The sequence below is a fragment of the Pseudarthrobacter sp. 10T415 genome (genome assembly GCF_056394175.1).
The window spans coordinates 15,656-31,749 of sequence record NZ_JBFTHJ010000019.1 but is presented as its reverse complement, the minus strand read 5'-3'; the positions used below and the strand labels follow the sequence as shown (position 1 = coordinate 31,749).

At 67.7% G+C, this 16,094-nt stretch carries 13 protein-coding genes; 5 read left to right on the top strand and 8 right to left on the bottom strand.

The window, feature by feature from the left end:
* Window positions 1–17: 17 nt before the first annotated feature.
* A complete protein-coding gene (locus AC1DBN_RS18450) occupies window positions 18–1,670 on the top strand; it encodes an alpha-amylase family glycosyl hydrolase (protein ID WP_477723849.1) in 1,653 nt (550 codons plus the stop codon).
* Window positions 1,671–1,715: 45 nt separating this feature from the next.
* On the opposite strand, the gene AC1DBN_RS18445 is transcribed toward AC1DBN_RS18450, so the two are convergent.
* From AC1DBN_RS18445 to fdhA, 4 genes are all read right to left on the bottom strand, one after another.
* A complete protein-coding gene (locus AC1DBN_RS18445) occupies window positions 1,716–2,480 on the bottom strand; it encodes a dienelactone hydrolase family protein (RefSeq protein WP_477723848.1) in 765 nt (254 codons plus the stop codon).
* 9 nt (window positions 2,481–2,489) lie between these two features.
* Window positions 2,490–3,851 carry an MFS transporter gene (locus tag AC1DBN_RS18440; RefSeq protein WP_477723847.1) on the bottom strand — a complete coding sequence of 454 codons (1,362 nt, stop codon included), beginning with the start codon at window positions 3,849–3,851 and terminating at the stop codon, window positions 2,490–2,492.
* 166 nt (window positions 3,852–4,017) lie between these two features.
* Window positions 4,018–4,371 carry a GNAT family N-acetyltransferase gene (locus AC1DBN_RS18435; protein ID WP_091723863.1) on the bottom strand — a complete coding sequence of 118 codons (354 nt, stop codon included), beginning with the start codon at window positions 4,369–4,371 and terminating at the stop codon, window positions 4,018–4,020.
* A gap of 123 nt (window positions 4,372–4,494) precedes the next feature.
* A complete protein-coding gene (gene fdhA, locus AC1DBN_RS18430) occupies window positions 4,495–5,706 on the bottom strand; it encodes a formaldehyde dehydrogenase, glutathione-independent (RefSeq protein ID WP_477723846.1) in 1,212 nt (403 codons plus the stop codon).
* 356 nt (window positions 5,707–6,062) lie between these two features.
* On the opposite strand from fdhA, the gene AC1DBN_RS18425 reads away from it, so the two are divergent.
* Window positions 6,063–7,037 (top strand): aldo/keto reductase, encoded by a 975-nt coding sequence (locus AC1DBN_RS18425; RefSeq protein WP_477723845.1) that lies wholly within the window; start codon window positions 6,063–6,065, stop codon window positions 7,035–7,037.
* A 13-nt stretch (window positions 7,038–7,050) separates the two neighbouring features.
* Window positions 7,051–7,380: a DUF6457 domain-containing protein gene (locus tag AC1DBN_RS18420; RefSeq protein WP_091718621.1), complete on the top strand. Its 330-nt coding sequence runs from the start codon at window positions 7,051–7,053 to the stop codon at window positions 7,378–7,380.
* 120 nt (window positions 7,381–7,500) lie between these two features.
* On the opposite strand, the gene AC1DBN_RS18415 is transcribed toward AC1DBN_RS18420, so the two are convergent.
* Window positions 7,501–9,828, bottom strand: coding sequence for an FdhF/YdeP family oxidoreductase (locus AC1DBN_RS18415; protein ID WP_477723844.1), 2,328 nt, complete (start codon window positions 9,826–9,828; stop codon window positions 7,501–7,503).
* 188 nt (window positions 9,829–10,016) lie between these two features.
* Here AC1DBN_RS18415 and AC1DBN_RS18410 point away from each other — a divergent pair, with 188 nt between their 5' ends.
* Window positions 10,017–11,732 (top strand): RecQ family ATP-dependent DNA helicase, encoded by a 1,716-nt coding sequence (locus tag AC1DBN_RS18410; protein ID WP_314216208.1) that lies wholly within the window; start codon window positions 10,017–10,019, stop codon window positions 11,730–11,732.
* 37 nt (window positions 11,733–11,769) lie between these two features.
* The gene (locus AC1DBN_RS18405; RefSeq protein WP_314216209.1) at window positions 11,770–12,969 is read left to right on the top strand and encodes a TerC family protein; all 1,200 of its coding nucleotides are present in this window, start codon (window positions 11,770–11,772) and stop codon (window positions 12,967–12,969) included.
* An 88-nt stretch (window positions 12,970–13,057) separates the two neighbouring features.
* Here the strand turns inward: AC1DBN_RS18405 and eda are convergent, their stop codons facing one another.
* The 3 genes from eda to AC1DBN_RS18390 form a co-directional block, all read right to left on the bottom strand.
* The gene (gene eda / locus AC1DBN_RS18400) at window positions 13,058–13,684 is read right to left on the bottom strand and encodes a bifunctional 4-hydroxy-2-oxoglutarate aldolase/2-dehydro-3-deoxy-phosphogluconate aldolase (protein ID WP_477723843.1); all 627 of its coding nucleotides are present in this window, start codon (window positions 13,682–13,684) and stop codon (window positions 13,058–13,060) included.
* Entirely contained in the window at window positions 13,677–15,077 is a 1,401-nt protein-coding gene (locus AC1DBN_RS18395) for a mannitol dehydrogenase family protein (RefSeq protein WP_477723883.1), read from the bottom strand. The genes eda and AC1DBN_RS18395 overlap by 8 nt, the downstream gene beginning before the upstream one ends.
* Before the next feature lie 74 nt (window positions 15,078–15,151).
* Window positions 15,152–16,078: a PfkB family carbohydrate kinase gene (locus tag AC1DBN_RS18390; RefSeq protein ID WP_477723882.1), complete on the bottom strand. Its 927-nt coding sequence runs from the start codon at window positions 16,076–16,078 to the stop codon at window positions 15,152–15,154.
* Between the last annotated feature and the right edge of the window lie 16 nt (window positions 16,079–16,094).

Here is a 16,094-nt window from a genome sequence, read left to right as displayed (position 1 = left end):
TCCCCCAACATCCGATCATGGAAGGCGGCCCGGCTGTGAGCCTTGCCCACCCCGAAAGCCCGTCAGCGCAGTGGTGGCAGTCCGCCGTCATCTACCAGGTGTACCCGCGCTCCTTCGCGGACGGGAACGGCGACGGCGTCGGTGACCTCCCCGGGCTGCTCGGCAAGCTGCCCTACATTGCCGCGCTGGGCGTGGACGGGATCTGGCTGACCCCCTTCCAGCCGTCCCCGCAGGTGGACCAGGGCTACGACGTCAGCGACTACTGCGGCGTGGACCCGCTGTTCGGCACGATGGCGGACTTCGATGCACTGCTCGATCAGGCCCACGCCCTGGGCCTGAGAGTGCTGCTCGACGTGGTCCCCAACCACTGCTCCTCCGAGCACCCGCTGTTCCAGCAGGCCCTCGCCGCCGGGCCGGGAAGCCGGGAGCGGGAGATGTTCCACTTCGTCGAGGGCCGCAGCTCGTCCCCCTATTCGCCCAGCGACCTGCCGCCCAACAACTGGCAGAGCGTCTTCGGCGGCCGGGCCTGGACCCGGGCCAACCCGGGCTCCGGAACCGACACCGAGTGGTACCTGCACCTGTTTTCGGCCGGCCAGCCGGACTGGAACTGGCGGAACCCGGCGGTGGGCGACTACTTCGAAAACGTCCTGCGTTTCTGGTTCGACAAGGGCGTGGACGGCCTCCGGATCGACGTCGCGCACGGACTGTTCAAAGCCGATGGCCTGCCGGACGCCCCCTCCGCGCATGCAGTGGTGGACGGGCTGCGCGCCAACCCGCTGGTCTCGGACCAGGAGGATGTGCACGAGGTGTACCGGCGGTGGCGGCGGCTGGCGGAAAAGTACCAGCCGCACCGCCTGCTGGTGGGCGAGGTGAACCTCGAGCCTGCCCGCGCAGCCCGGTACACGCGCAGCGACGAAATGCACCAGGCCTTCGCTTTCGCGTTCGTGAAGCTGGGCTGGGACCCGGCGGCGTGGGCGGCCGCGGGCAACGAACTTGAGGAAGCCCGGAAGCTGCACGGTGCGGCCCCCACCTGGGCCCTTGAAAACCACGACATCGTCCGTTCCGCCACCCGCTTCGGCGGCGGTGAGGCTGGCGGACGCCGGGCACGCGCGGCGCTGGTGGCGCTGCTCGGCCTGCCGGGTTCGGCCTACCTGTACCAGGGCCAGGAACTCGGGCTCCCCGAGGTGGACGTCCCCGCTGAAGCCCGCGTTGACCCGATGTGGGCGCGCGGCGGCATCACCCGCGACGGCACCCGGGTCCCCCTCCCCTGGACCACGGACCCGGCGCGTGCCCACGGCTTTTCGCTGCCGTCCCGGGATCCGCAGCGTCCCGCAGACCCCTGGCTTCCCGTTCCGGAGGACTGGGGACGCCACGCCATCGAGCTGCAGCAGCGGGACCCGGGCTCGATGCTCGCGCTGGCCACGCGGGCGATCGCTGTGCGCCGCCAGTTGTGGGAGGACGGCACCTTCACAGCGGACGACGGCGGCACCTGGCACGTGCAGGACGGGAACCTCCTGCTCTGCGAACGCAGCCCCGGCTTCCTTGTGGCCGTCGCCATGGGGAGCAGCCCGGTGAAGCTGCCCGCCGGCGTCGTACTCTTCAGCGCCTTCCCGCTGGCGGAGGCCGGCTGGCTGCAGCCGGACAACACGGTGTGGCTCCGCCGCGACTGAGGGCGCCGCAACTGAAACGGCGCAGCTCAAACGGCCGGGGAACCCCTACTGATTAAGGCTCTGCTCCAGGAACGCCAGGGTGCGTTTCCAGGAGTCGGTGGCGGCATCGGCGTCGTACCGGATAGGGGTGCTGTCGTTGAAGAAAGCATGGCCTGTGCCCGGGTACACCACCGCTTCGAAGTCCACCCCGGCACCGAACATCCTGGCCTTGACCAGCGGCAGCTTGTCCACCAGCGCCTTGTCTTCCTCGCCGTAGAAGGCCAGGACGGGGCAATTGATCCGGCCGAGTTCCTCCTCGCTGAAGTCACACGTGCCGTAGAAGGGCACGGCGGCACGCAGGCGCGGCTCCTTGGTGGCGAGGGTGAAGCTGTAGGTTCCGCCGAAACAGAAGCCCGCCACCGCCACCCGTCCGGCCAGTGCGGGCACCCCCTCGAGGTGGTCGAAGCAGGCCTGGAGGGCAGCCACCGCCTTGTCCGCGAACTCAGGCGAGTGCAGCGGGGAGGTGATCTCGCGGAGCCTCGGCTGGATCTTGCTGCGTTGCTCCGGATCCGGATCGGCGAGGCCGGTGAGGACTTCCGCGGCCACGTCCGGCGTCATGCCGATGTCCGTCAGCAGGTCAGGGGCCAGCACCAGGTAGCCCTCAGCGGCGAACCTGTCCGCCACGTCCTTGATGTGGTCCACCATGCCCCAGATCTCGGAGATCAGCAGCAGCCCACCCTTCGGCTTTTCCTGGAATCGGCCGGCGGCCGGTTCGCTGACGTAGGCCTGGACGGAGGTTTCGGCGTTCCCGATGGTCATCATGTGTCCCATCAGGACAGGCTATGCGCTCCGCTGCCGCCAGAACAGGCTCACGCCGAAGGTGGCGGCGCACAGCACCAGCATGGCCACCACCATCCGGGCCCAGCTGTCCTGGTGCACCCCTCCTGAGGCGAAGACGCCGATCATCACCGTGGCGGTAATCGCGCCCACGTACCTGCAGGTCTGGTAGATGCCGGCGGCCACACCACGGTCCTGCGGCCGGGTGGAAACGAACATGCCCTGGTTCGTGGCGATGCTGACGGTGCCGTACGGGATGCCCATCAGAGCGGTCATCACCACCACCAGCGGGATGGCCAGGGTTCCGGTCAGCAGCCACATCAGGGCAGCCGCCACGGTCAGGAGCAGGACGCCGGCCAGCAGCACCCGCCGGACGCCAAACCGACCCATGGCCTTCACAGCCCACGGGGTGGCCACCACTGACATGGCCGCGAGCGGGAGCATCAGCAGGCCCACCACGCCGGGATCGTACCCGCCGGATTCCTGCAGCAGCTGGGGCAGGCCAAAGAAGACGAAGTAGTAGACACTGCTGAACACGGCGAAGGCCAGGTAGACCAGCAGCAGCGGCCTGTTGCGGCCCAGCAGCCTAAGGTCCAGGAACGGCCGGGCAAAGCGCAGTTCCCGCCATGCGAACAGGGCAGCAATGCCGGTTCCGGCCGCCAGCATCCACCAGCGGTAGCCGGGCGCCACGTTCAGCGCAGCCATCATCACCAGCAGCAGCGCACCGACGAACGCCAGGATGCCGGGGATGTCCGAGTCGCGGAGAAGTTCGGCCAGGCTGCCGCGTTCCCGTGCCTCGTCTCTCGGGGCTGCCTGTTTCACGATCAGCAATGCCGCCAGGGCGAGGGGCACGTTGATCAGGAACAGCGCCTCCCAGCCCACCAGGCTCACCAGCAGGCCGCCGATGACGGGACCCACGGCGGCGGCGGACGTGTTCGCCATCTGCAACCGGCCCAGCGGCCGGGCTGACTCCACTTTCGCCCGGTGCGCGATGGCCCCCACCATCACCACGGCGCTGGGATAGGCGGTGGCGGTACCCAGCGCCATCACGGCCCGGGCCACGCACAGCAGCGCAAAGTTGGGTGCCAGCGGCGCCACCGCACAAGTGACGGCCACGAGTGCCATGCCCAACATGAACATCCGGCGCGGCCCGAACCGGTCCGCCAGCCTGCCCATGACCGGCTGCCCCGCGGCGGAGGCGAGGTAGAAGGACGTGACCACCCAGGTGACAGCGGCGACGTCCAGTCCGAAGTCGCCCCGCAGCACCACCAGTGCTACAGCGATCATCGAGGAGTTCAGCGGGTTCAATGCCGTGCCCAGGCTGAGGCCGGCCACGGCCAGGGCAGTCCGGGGGTTGTTGCTCACGGTAACAGTCTGCTGCACCGGGAGGCGCCCGCGCGATTCGCAGCACCCCCCATACGCAAAACCGTCCCCGAGGCGCATGTTCGCCGGTGCACCGCAGATACAGGGTGCGTCAACGAACCAGCGCGTCGAGGACGGCGTCCTGCGTCGAAAACCGGTGCGAGGACCGTCAGCCCCGGGTCCGGGCGGACAGGGCGTTGTCCAGGAATTCCAGGTGGGCCGGGGCAACAGCGACGGCGTTGCCGACGTACTCCGGGTGCTTGCCGATGAACTTCTTGATGAACGGGCACACCGGAACGATGCCGATCCCGGCTTCGGCCGTCTCATCCAGCGCCACGGTGGCGAGCCTGCCGGCAAGGCCCTGGCCGCCGTATTCCTCGTTGATCACCGTGTGGTAGAAAATCCGCTGCGGCGAGGCCCCGCCGTCGTACTCCTTGTATACGGCTTTGCCGATGACGTGGCCGGCCACGAGGATTTCGAAGCGTTCGCGCTCGGGATTGTGGCGGACGGTGATGTCGCTCAAGGGGATCTCCTTCATTGCAGTTCAAGACCTGTGAAGCGTAACCCGCAACAGGGTGGCCTTATTTCCGCATGCGGCGGGCGGCCGGCCGCAGGGGCCGCCCGCCCGCCATCGGGAACCTCCTTCCTAGCTGAGGTAGCCGTTCGGGTTGAGGACGTACTTGGTGGCAGCGCCGGCGTCGAATTCGGCGTAGCCCTTGGGTGCTTCTTCCAGCGGGATGGCCTTGGCGTTGACGTTCTTGGCGATGCTCACCCTGTCGTGCAGGATGGCCATCATCAGTTGCCGGTTGTACTTCATGACCGGACACTGCCCGGTGGTGAAGCTCAGCGATTTGGCCCAGCCGGTGCCGAGGCTCAGGCTCAGTGCGCCCTTCTTGGCGGCCTCGTCGATGCCGCCCGGGTCACCGGTGACGTAGAGCCCTGGGATGCCCAGGGCGCCGCCGGCAGCGGTGATTTCCATCAGCGAGTTCAGCACGGTGGCAGGCGCTTCCGAGGCGTTGCTGCCGTGCCCGCGCGCTTCGAAGCCTACGGCGTCCACGCCGCAGTCCACCTCCGGGACACCCAGGATCTGTTCGATCTGCTCGGCCGGGCCGCCCTTGCTCAGGTCCACCGTCTCGCAGCCGAAGCTCTTGGCCTGGGCCAGGCGGTCGGCGTTCATGTCGCCCACAATCACGACGGCGGCGCCCAGCAGGTGCGCACTGGTTGCCGCTGCGAGGCCAACAGGCCCGGCACCCGCCACGTACACCGTGGAGCCGACGCCCACCCCGGCGGTCACGGCACCGTGGAACCCCGTGGGGAAGATGTCCGACAGCATGGTCAGGTCCAGCATCTTTTCCAGGGCCTGGTCCCGGTCCGGGAACTTGAGCAGGTTCCAGTCCGCGTAGGGCACCAGGACGTAGTTGGCCTGGCCGCCCACCCAGCCGCCCATGTCCACGTAGCCGTAGGCACTGCCGGGGCGGTCAGGGTTCACATTCAGGCAAATTCCGGTCTTCCGCTCCTTGCAGTTCCGGCACCTCCCGCAGGCGATGTTGAACGGCACGGAACAGATGTCGCCCACCTTGATGAACTCGACGTCGCGGCCCACCTCCACCACTTCACCGGTGATTTCGTGGCCCAGCACCAGGTCCGGCGGTGCTGTGGTGCGGCCGCGCACCATGTGCTGGTCCGAGCCGCAGATATTGGTGGCCACGGTCTTGAGGATCACCCCGTGGTTGACCGTGCGTCCCACGTTGGCCGGGTTGACGCCCGGGCCGTCCTTCAGTTCAAAGGTGGGATAGTCAACATCGATTACCTCGACCTTGCCGGGTTCCTTGTAGGCAACGGCTTTGTTCCCTGTCATCTGTTCTCCTGTTGTCAGGCCTGCCGGGTACGGCGGCCGTGATGGTTGGATAGGTGATGCACCCCCGCAGGCGGGACCCGGCCCGACCGAAAATCGTGCGCTCCCGGATGGTGCTGGCCGTGCCGGAACGTTCGTGCCGGGACGTTCTTTCTTGCCGGAAGTGCCAGTCGCTGCGGGTTCCTGGGTGGGGGTCCGCCCAGTCTAGGCAGGCCCGCTGGACTGGTCTAGGGGTGCGCACCCCATGTTTAGGACGGCACACTTCAGGGGACTTGCCAGTGGGGCGTACGCTGCACCCAAAGGCTTTTGCACCCCCGTGGTGGTGGGTGCGGAGCAGTTCTACCGCTGAGGAGAACCGAATGAAGACCCGTACCATCGGATCATTGAGCGTCTCTGCCCTGGGCCTTGGCTGCATGGGCATGAGCGAGTTTTACGGCGAGGGTGACGAGCAGGAGTCCGTCGCCACCATCCACGAATTCCTGGACGCAGGCGGCACCCTGCTGGACACGGCGGACATGTACGGCCCCTTCACCAACGAACGGCTGGTTGGCCGGGCCGTCGCCGGCCGGCGCGACGCCGTGGTGATCGCCACCAAGTTCGGCAACGAACGCCGCGAGGACGGTTCCTGGGTTGGCATCAACGGCCACCCGGACTACGTGCGGCGTGCCTGCGACGCCAGCCTGGAGCGGCTGGGCGTGGACCACATCGACCTCTACTACCAGCACCGGGTGGACAAGACAGTCCCCATCGAGGAGACCGTGGGTGCCATGGCGGAGCTGGTGCAGGCCGGGAAGGTACGCCACCTGGGCCTCTCCGAAGCGTCCGCGGACACCATCCGCAAGGCCCACGCCGTGCACCCGATCACGGCCCTGCAGACCGAGTACTCCCTGTGGGAACGCGAGCCGGAAACCAAGGTGTTCCCGGTCCTCGAGGAGCTCGGGATTGGCTTCGTCCCCTACAGCCCGCTGGGCCGCGGCTTCCTGACCGGACAGATCCGCAGCGAGGAGGATTTCGCAGCGGACGATTTCCGCAGGCACTCCCCACGGTTCCAGGGCGAAAACTTCACCAAGAACCTTGAACTGGTGGACCGCGTCAGGGAACTCGCCGAAGGCAAGCAGTGCACACCCGGGCAGCTGGCTCTCGCCTGGCTGCTGGCGCAGGGTGAGCACATCGTGCCGATTCCCGGAACGAAGAAACGCGAGCGGCTGCGCGAGAACCTGGGCGCCGTCGACGTGGAGCTCAGCCGGGAGGACCTCGACCTGCTGGACCGGCTGGCACCGGCAGGATCCACGGCGGGCGCCCGCTACCCCAACATGTCCACCATCGATAACTGACGCAAGGAGAACCATGGCAGTCAACGACGACGAGGCGCAGGTCCTGGACCAGTGGAGCCACCGGCTGGCACAGGCACTGCAGATCCTCGACCTCAAGGTAGACCAGGAGCTCCTCCTGGACCTGGCCCGGAAATCCGCGGAGTCGGTGATCCATGCCGCCGCCCCGGTCACCACATTCATGGTGGGCTACGCCGCCGGGCTGCACGCCGGAACCGGCAGCGCGGGCAACAAGGACGCCGCGGCAGCCGCGGTTGAGAAGGCCGCAAGGGTGGCATTCCAGCTGTGCGATGACGGGCACGACGGCGGCCCGGCCAGCAAGGGCTGGGCCGACACAGCCCAGTAGCCGCAGAAACGGCCCTGGCCCGCACAACAGGTGTTGGCCCGCACCCTTCGTGCGGGCCACCGCCGTCCGTGCGGCCAGGTGCCGACCATGCAGCCAGGGCCTGTCACGCACCGGACGGGGTTAGCCTCCGGCGGTGGGTTCCTCTTCCAGCACGGCTGCCAGCTCGAGGCGCACGATAACGGCCTTTGATGCCGGCGTCTGGCTGCCCTCTGCCACGCTGTCCAGCGGCACCAGGACGTTCGCCTCGGGGTAGTAGGCGGCAGCGCAGCCCCTGGCGGACGGGTAGGAGACAATCCGGTAGTTCCTGAGCACCCTGTCCACGTTGTCCGTGTAAACACCGTGGATGTCCACGCGCTGGCCGTCCTCGAAGCCCAGCTCGGCAAGGTCCACCGGGTTCACGAACACCACCTCGCGGCCCTTCCTGATCCCCCGGTAGCGGTCGTCGTTGCCGTAGATGGTGGTGTTGAACTGGTCGTGCGAGCGCATGCTCTGCAGGATCAGCGTGCCCTCGGGCCGGTCCACGTGTTCGAGTTCGTTGACCGTGAGCATGGCCTTGCCGGTGGGGGTGTGGAAGGTCCGGGAATCGCGCGGGCCGTTGGGCAGGACGAAGCCGCCGTCCTGCCGGATCTTGCGGTTGTAGTCCTCGCAGCCGTTGACCACACGGGAGATGTGGTCACGGATGAGGTCGTAGTTTTTCTCGAATCCTGCCCAGTCCGCGGAGCTCCGGTCCTGCACCACGGCGGCGGCCAGGCGGCAGATGATCGCCACTTCGGACAGCAGGCCCGGGGCCACCGGTTCCACAGTGCCGTGGGAAGCGTGCACAGCGCAGACCGTATCCTCCACAGACACGAACTGCGGCCCGGTTTCCTGCCGGTCGATCTCCGTCCGGCCCATCGTGGGCAGGATCAGCGCCTCGGCACCGGTGACCGCGTGCGAGTGGTTGAGCTTGGTGGAAATCTGGACCGAAAGCTCGGTGTTCTCCATGGCTTCCTCGGCCACCGCGGTGTCCGAAATGGCTCCCACGAAGTTGCCGCCGAGGCCCACGAAAACCTTGATCCCGCCGTCGCGCATTCCGCGGACGGTCTGGACGGCGTCCAGGCCGTGCTCCCGCGGCGGCTCGAACGCGAACTCCTGGCCCAGCGCGTCAAGGAACGCGGGCGGCATCTGCTCCCAGATACCCATGGTGCGGTCGCCCTGGACATTGCTGTGGCCGCGGATGGGGGACGCCCCGGCGCCCGGCTTGCCGATATTGCCGCGCAGCAGGAGCAGGTTGATGATCTCCTTGATGGTGGCCACGCCCTTTTTCTGCTGCGTGATGCCCATGGCCCAGGTGATGATCACGCGGTCCGCTGCGAGGTAGCGGGCGGCGAGTTCGTCGATTTCCTCGGTGCGCAGGCCGGTGGCCGCCAGGACGGCGCCGTCGTCGAGGTGCGCCAGGTGCGCCCGTAGCTCCTCGAGCCCTTCGCAGTGCTCCTCGAGGAAGGCGTGGTCCAGGACCTTGCCCGGGTTGGCGGCCTCGGCGTCGAGCACCCGTTTGGAGACTGCCTGCAGCAGCGCCATGTCCCCGCCGATCCGCACCTGCAGGAACTGGTCTGCCAAATCCGTGCCGTGGCCGATGATGCCCTTCACCTTTTGCGGGTTCTTGTAGCGCATCAGCCCCGCTTCGGGCAGCGGATTGACGGCCACGATCTTGCAGCCGGCCTCTTTGGCTTCCTCCAGCGCGGTGAGCATGCGCGGATGGTTGGTGCCAGGGTTCTGGCCCATGATGATGATCAGGTCGGCTTTTTCGAAGTCGTTGTAGGAGACAGTTGCCTTGCCCACGCCGATGGTCTGGCCCATGCCCCAGCCAGAGGACTCGTGGCACATGTTGGAACAGTCGGGAAGGTTGTTGGTGCCGAAAGCCCTGATGAACAGCTGGTACAGGAACGCGGCCTCGTTGGAGGTTCTGCCGCTGGTGTAGAAGGTGGCCTGGTTGGGATCGCGCAGCGACTTCAGCTTGTCCGCCAGGATGCCGAACGCCTGCTCCCAGCTGACCGGTCGGTAGTGGTCCTCCCCCGCCGGCTTGTATACCGGCTCGGTCAGGCGGCCCTGCATTCCCAGCCAGTACTCGGACCGCTGCCGCAGCTCGCTGACAGGGTGTTCGGCCCAGAAGTCCCTGCCGACCAGCACCGGGGTTGCTTCCCAGGTGACGGCCTTGGCCCCGTTCTCGCAGAACTCGAACGTCTTGCGGTGGCCCGGGTCCGGCCAGGCGCAGCTCATGCAGTCGAACCCGTCCTTCTGGTTCAGCGCCAGCAGCGTCTTCCGGGTCCTGTCCACGCCCATGTGCTCCAGCGCCGGCTTCATCGAGTGGTAAACACCCGGAACACCGGCAGCCCAGGCCTTGGGATGCCCGGTGACCTCGAGCTGGGATTCGTCGGGCTCTTCAACCTTGGGGTTCTCGCGCACCACGATGCGTTCTCCTTGCGTCCTCGCCGGGTCCGGGAAACCACCGGCTGCTTCGGCAGTTTCCTCTCTTTCCACAGTTGTTCAGCCATCCGCGGAAGTCAAGGGCACGGCCTGCGGCGGCACCGGGCCGGCGTTAGGGTGGGTTGTACGGCTGAAGCAAGCGGCCTGGCACCTCAACGCGGAGAAGCACCATGCCAGACCAGCACGCCCTCGCCGCCCTCGCGGCATCCACTTTTTCCCTCCCGGACCTTCGGGACGGCCAGCTTGCCGGAATGTCCGCGCTCGTTAACGGCCGCGATGTCCTGGCCGTCATGCCCACCGGCTACGGCAAATCCGCCATCTACCAGGTGGCGGCCCAGTACCTGCACAGCGCAACGGGACGTCCCGCCGTCGTGGTCTCACCGCTGATCGCCCTGCAGGAGGACCAGCTGGACGGCCTGGCCGCGGACCTCGGCGGGGACGCCGCCGTCGCCATCAACTCATCCCACAGCGACGCCGAAGTGGAGGCCGCGTGGCAGTCCGCCGAGTCCGGGACGGCAGCGTTCCTCTACCTGGCGCCGGAGCAACTGGCCAAGGACGCCACGGTAGAGCGCCTGGCCCGCATGGGGGTCTCGCTGTTCGTGGTGGACGAGGCCCACTGTGTCTCCTCCTGGGGCCACGACTTCCGGCCCGACTACCTGGGCCTGGGCGCCGTCCGGGAACGGCTGGGCAACCCGCCCGCGGCGGCCCTGACTGCCACCGCTTCTCCCCCGGTGCGGGACGAAGTCGTTGAGCGGCTGGGCATGAAGGACCCGCTGGTGCTGGTCCACGGCTTTGACCGCCCCAACATCAGCCTGGACGTGGTCCGCCACCATGAGGACAAGGACAAGCGCAGCGCCGTCCTCCACCAGGTGGCCGCACTGGCCCGCGACGGACAGGGCCTGGTGTACGCCGCCACCCGCAAGGACACCGAAAAGTACGCCGCCAAGCTCGCCGCGGAAGGCCTCCGGGCGGAGGCCTATCACGCCGGTTTGGCCGCCGCGGAACGGGAGCGCATCCACGAACTTTTCCTGGCGGACGGACTGGACGTGGTGGTGGCCACCACTGCTTTCGGCATGGGCATCGACAAACCCGCCGTCCGTTTCGTGGTGCACGCAGATATCCCGGAGTCCCTGGATGCGTACTACCAGGAGATCGGCCGTGGGGGCCGGGACGGCAAACCTGCCACCGCGGTGCTGCACTACCGTTCCGAGGACCTGGGCCTGCGGAAGTTCTTCAGCACCAGCACCCCGGATCCGGAGAAGCTGCTCAGGGTACTGAAGGTCCTCAAGGATGCCGGCGCGCCCGTGCCCGGATCGTCCCTGGCGGAGCTGACCGGGTTCCCGACCCGGCGGGTCACGGGTCTGGTGAACCAACTCGAGGAGGCGGGCTCGGTCACCACTTGTAAGCGCGGGATACGCCTCGCCGCCAAAGCCAAGCTGCCCGCGTTGGCGGCGGCCGCCGTCGAACGCGCCGAAGCCCGGCAGCGCGTGGAGCAGTCCCGCCTGACCATGATGCGGGCCTACGCCGAAACGGACGGATGCCGGCGCCAGTTCCTGCTGAACTACTTCGGCGAGGACCTGCCGGCGCCGTGCAACAACTGCGACGCCTGCGCCGAGGCCGCACGCCGGCCGGACGAGTCCGATGGGCCCGGCTCCGGAAACCAGGGCGGCAAGAAGGGGAAGAAGAAGTACGACGGCGGCGGGCCGGGTCCCGCGGCGGCCGACGATCCGTTCCCGCTCCAGTCCGCAGTGGTCCATAAGGAGTGGGGCCAGGGCCTGGTGATGCGGCACGAGGACGACGTGATCACCGTGCTGTTCGAGCAGGAGGGCTACAAAACCCTGTCGCGTTCGGCCGTGCTGGAGCATAAACTCCTGAAGCCTGCTTAGTAAGCTTCAGGGACACGTTCCAACGAAAGGCCGCCGCGTGGAAGTTCCTTTTTATGTCTGGACCCTGACCATCGCGGGAATCGTGGGGCTGCTGGCCTTCGACTTCTTCTTCCACGTCCGCAAGGCGCACACCCCCACGCTGAAGGAATCGTCCATCTGGTCGGCGATCTACGTGGGCATCGCGCTGCTGTTCGGGCTGGGGGTGCTGCTCTTCGGCGGGCCCACCATGGGTACCGAGTACTTCGCCGGATACGTCACGGAGAAGGCCCTGTCCGTGGACAACCTGTTCGTGTTCCTGATCATCATGGCCAGCTTCAAGGTGCCCCGGGCGGACCAGCAGAAGGTGCTGCTGTTCGGCATCGTCTTCTCACTGATTGCCCGCACGGCCTTTATCTTCCTGGGCGCAGCACTGATCAACAGCTTCGCGTGGGTCTTTTACATCTTCGGGCTGATCCTGCTGATCACGGCAGGTAACCTGCTCAAGCCTGACAACCACGACGACGACTCTGAAAGTTTCGTGGTCCGGCTGGCCAAGAAGTTCCTGCCGGCGTCCGAGCATTACGACGGCGACAAACTCTTCACTATGGAGAACGGCAAGCGGGTCCTGACGCCCATGCTGCTGGTGATGGTGGCGATCGGCGGCACCGACGTCCTGTTCGCCCTCGACTCGATCCCGGCGATCTTCGGCCTGACCCAGAACGTGTTCATCGTCTTCACCGCCACCGCATTCTCGCTGATGGGCCTGCGGCAGCTGTTCTTCCTGATCGACGGGCTGCTGGACCGCCTGATCTTCCTCTCCTATGGCCTGGCCGTGATCCTTGGCTTCATCGGCGTCAAGCTCATCCTGCACGCCCTGCACGAAAACACCCTGCCGTTCATCAACGACGGCGAGCACGTCAACGTGGTGGAGGTCAGCACCGGATTGTCGCTCAGCGTGATCCTCGGCGTGCTGGTACTCACCATCCTGGCGTCCATCTTCAGCCCCAAGGGCAAGGCCAAGAACGCCGTCTCCGGAGCGCGGCGGCACGCCACCGAGTACGTAGACCTGAACTACGAAACGGACATGGCGGAGCGGGACAAGATCTTCGCCAAAATGGTCCGCGAGGAGGACCAGATCCGCAAGCTCCCGGAGAAGTACAAGCGCCTGGTTCGGAACGAAACCGAGTTCCTGGCCCTGATCCGCAAGGCCCACGACGAGCACGACAAAGCCCAGGTGCGGGCGGACGCCAACGGCTGACCCCCGACCCTCCCCCCCCAACTAGGTCGCAGTTGATGTCGTTTTGAGGGCTCAGAACGACATCAACTGCTACCTAGTTTTTTGGGGGTTAGCGGGCGAGGGCTGCTGCTCCGCCCGCCAGGGTGGTGATGCGGGCCCAGTCCTTGGCCGCCACGGCGTCTGCCGGGGTCAGCCATGAGCCACCCACACAGGCCACGTTGGGCAGCTTCAGGTAGTCCGGTGCGGTGGCCAGGCTGATGCCGCCGGTGGGGCAGAACTGCACGTGCGGCACGGGCGCGCCGATGGCCGCGAGGTATTTCGGGCCCCCGGCGGGGCCCGCAGGGAAGAACTTCATCGTGTCCAGCCCCTGTTCCAGGACGGCCAGGACCTCACCCACCGTCGCCACCCCGGGCAGCACCGGGACGTCCAGTCGCAGCATCGAGGTGAGCAGGGCGGAGGTGACCCCGGGGCTGACCAGGAACTGGGCACCTGCGGCCACGGCGTCGCCGGCCTGCTGAGGGGTGAGGATGGTGCCGGCACCCACCAGGATCTCCGGCACTTCCTCGGCGATCAGCTTCAGCGAGGTGAGTGCCGACGCGGTCCGGAGGGTGAGCTCGATGATCTTCACGCCGCCGTCCACCAGCGCGCGGGCCAGGGGCACGGCGTCCTGGGGATCGTCGATGGTGACCACCGGGATGACCGGTGAAACGCCGAGGACGCCGGATGCGTCAGCCATGGTTGATCTCATTTCCCAGGCCTTCCAGCCCGTTGTTGGAAGCCTTGCTGTTGTCGATGATGCGGTACCAGCGCAGGAGAAGGTCCCGGAATTGTTCGTCCCCGGCCAGTGCGGGCTCGACGACGGGCCGGAATCCGAGCAGGGCCGGCACCACGGTGTCCGCCGTGCGGGATTCGCTCGCGGGAAGGGCCGCGTGCAGTTCCTTCGCCAGCGGATCGTTCAGGTCCGTTTCCGGGGTGGTGGCCACGTGGTGCATCCAGGCGGCGACGGCGAGGGCGGCCCACTTCGGTTCGCGGCCGGCGTCGAGCGTTCCCCGGACGGTGGTCAGCAGCCGGAGCCCCACCTTCTGCGATCCGTCGCTGCCCACCTTCGCGGTGGTGTGGCCGAGGGCGGGGTTGGCGAACCGGCGGAGCACCTCGTCGCAGTACTGTCCGCCGTCCAGCCCGTCGGGAAGGGTGATGCTGGGCAGGGCTTCCTCCAGCATCATGCGCCGGACGGCCTTGCGGAACGCGTCCACGCCCACGGCGTCGGCGATGGTTTCCTTGCCCGCGGCCAGGCCGAGGTAGGCCAGCATCGAGTGGCTGGCGTTCAGCAGCCGCAGCTTGGCGGATTCCCACGCGGCGACGTCGGTGCTGAAGAGGGCCCCGGCGTCCTCCCAGCGGGGCCGGCCGGCGGCGAAGGTGTCCTCGATGACCCACTGCCTGAACGGCTCGGCCACCACAGCGGCGTCATCTCGCAGGCCCAGTTCGTGTCCGACGGCGGCGAGGTCGCCGTCGGTGGTGGCGGGCACCATGCGGTCCACCATGGTGGAGGGGAAGGCGGTGTTGGCGTCAAGCCAGACCAACAGGTTTTCGTTTTCCGGGGCGGGCAGGGCCTCGGCGAAGTTCCGGACCAGGGTGCCGGTCAGTTCGCCGTTCCCGGGCAGGTTGTCGCAGGACACCACGGTGATGGGTCCGGCGCCGGTGCGGGCCCGCTGCTGCAGCCCCCGCGTGATTTGGCCGACGGCGGTGCGCGGCGGCCTTCCGGCGAGGTCGGCCTGGATTTCGGGGTCGTCCAGGTCCAGGGTGCGGGTCCGGGCATCGAACCGATAGCCCTTTTCGGTGATGGTGAGCGTGACGATTTTCGTGGCCGCAGCGCCGATCCGGTCCACCACCAGTTCCGGGTTGTCCCGCCCGGAGATGGCTTCGACGATGCTGGAGACGATCCGTGCCGGGGCGGCGCCCTCGCCGCGTTCGGCCACCGTGAAGAGGCCATCCTGCGGTGCGAGCTGCCGTGCCACGGTGTCCGAGCGCTGGGTCACCCCCACGATCCCCCACTGCGGATCGTTGGCGGCGAGCATGGCGTCCTCGGTGAAGACGGCGGTGTGGGCACGGGCGAAGGCACCGAGTCCCAGGTGGACGATTCCTGGCTGCAGCTGGTCCCGCTGCAGGGCAACTTTGTGGCCCGTGCTTGCCAGGGCGGTGAGGCTCAGGCGTTCGATGGTGCTGTTCCTTCCAGGCTGCCGGCGGCATGCGCACGGGTCTGCTCGAACGTGGGAATGAGGCCCGTGCCGCCCTTGCCGCCCACCACGAGGGAGGATGCGGCAGCGCCGTAACGCGCCGCCGTCGGGAAGTCATCGCCCAAAATAAGGCGTGCGGTCAGGGTGCCCACGAACGCGTCACCGGCGCCGGTCTGGTCCACCACCGCGGGCGCCGGAATGGCCGGAACCCAGGCCGAGACGGCGTCGGATTCGAGCTGGACTCCCTTCGCCCCGCAGGTGACGGCCACGTTGCCGGTGCCGAGAGCCCGGAGCCTTGCGGCGGCGTCTTCCGCCGAGGAAACCCCCAGCAGCGCACCCGTTTCGCCGGGGTGGGACGGCGTGACCAGGAAGGCCTGCGGCGCCAGTTCGGTGAGTGCCGCCGTCGCGTTTTCCACGGAGGTGAGGCGGGGCCGGTAGTTGGGATCGTAGACGAAGCGCGTCGCGAGCGAGGCGGCTTTCACGACGGCGGCGCGGGACGTCGCGGAAATGGCGCAGGCGATGCCGCCCGCCACCACGGCCCCTGCCGCTGCGAAGACTGCGGGGTCGACGTCGTCCGGGCCCAGTGTGGACCCGACGCTGCCGGTGCGGGCGTAGGAGAACTCGCGTTCGCCGTCGGGGTCGCTGTGCACCAGGTAGACGCCCTGCTGTCCCCTGCGGAATGCCAGGAGGTCTGTGGAGATGCCCAGTTCGGCGATCCGGGCGGCGATGGCCTGGCCCAGGTCGTCATCGGTGAGGACTGCCAGCAGGCCCACCGTGGCACCGGCCGACGCTGCGGCGGCGGCGACGTTGAGGGCGTCGCCGGAGATCCCCAGCTGCGCCGGAACGCCGTGGCCGAACGGCTGGTCGGTGGCGACCTCAACGAGGATCTCCCCCATCACCACCACATCGAAA

Excerpts from the sequence above, each read along its gene's own strand:
- AC1DBN_RS18450 (WP_477723849.1), top strand. The coding sequence starts at position 18 with ATGGAAGGCGGCCCGGCTGTGAGCCTTGCCCACCCCGAAAGCCCGTCA.
- AC1DBN_RS18445 (WP_477723848.1), bottom strand. The coding sequence starts at position 2,480 with ATGGGACACATGATGACCATCGGGAACGCCGAAACCTCCGTCCAGGCC.
- fdhA (WP_477723846.1), bottom strand. The coding sequence starts at position 5,706 with ATGACAGGGAACAAAGCCGTTGCCTACAAGGAACCCGGCAAGGTCGAG.
- AC1DBN_RS18425 (WP_477723845.1), top strand. The coding sequence starts at position 6,063 with ATGAAGACCCGTACCATCGGATCATTGAGCGTCTCTGCCCTGGGCCTT.
- AC1DBN_RS18420 (WP_091718621.1), top strand. The coding sequence starts at position 7,051 with ATGGCAGTCAACGACGACGAGGCGCAGGTCCTGGACCAGTGGAGCCAC.
- AC1DBN_RS18410 (WP_314216208.1), top strand. The coding sequence starts at position 10,017 with ATGCCAGACCAGCACGCCCTCGCCGCCCTCGCGGCATCCACTTTTTCC.
- eda (WP_477723843.1), bottom strand. The coding sequence starts at position 13,684 with ATGGCTGACGCATCCGGCGTCCTCGGCGTTTCACCGGTCATCCCGGTG.
- AC1DBN_RS18390 (WP_477723882.1), bottom strand. The coding sequence starts at position 16,078 with ATGGGGGAGATCCTCGTTGAGGTCGCCACCGACCAGCCGTTCGGCCAC.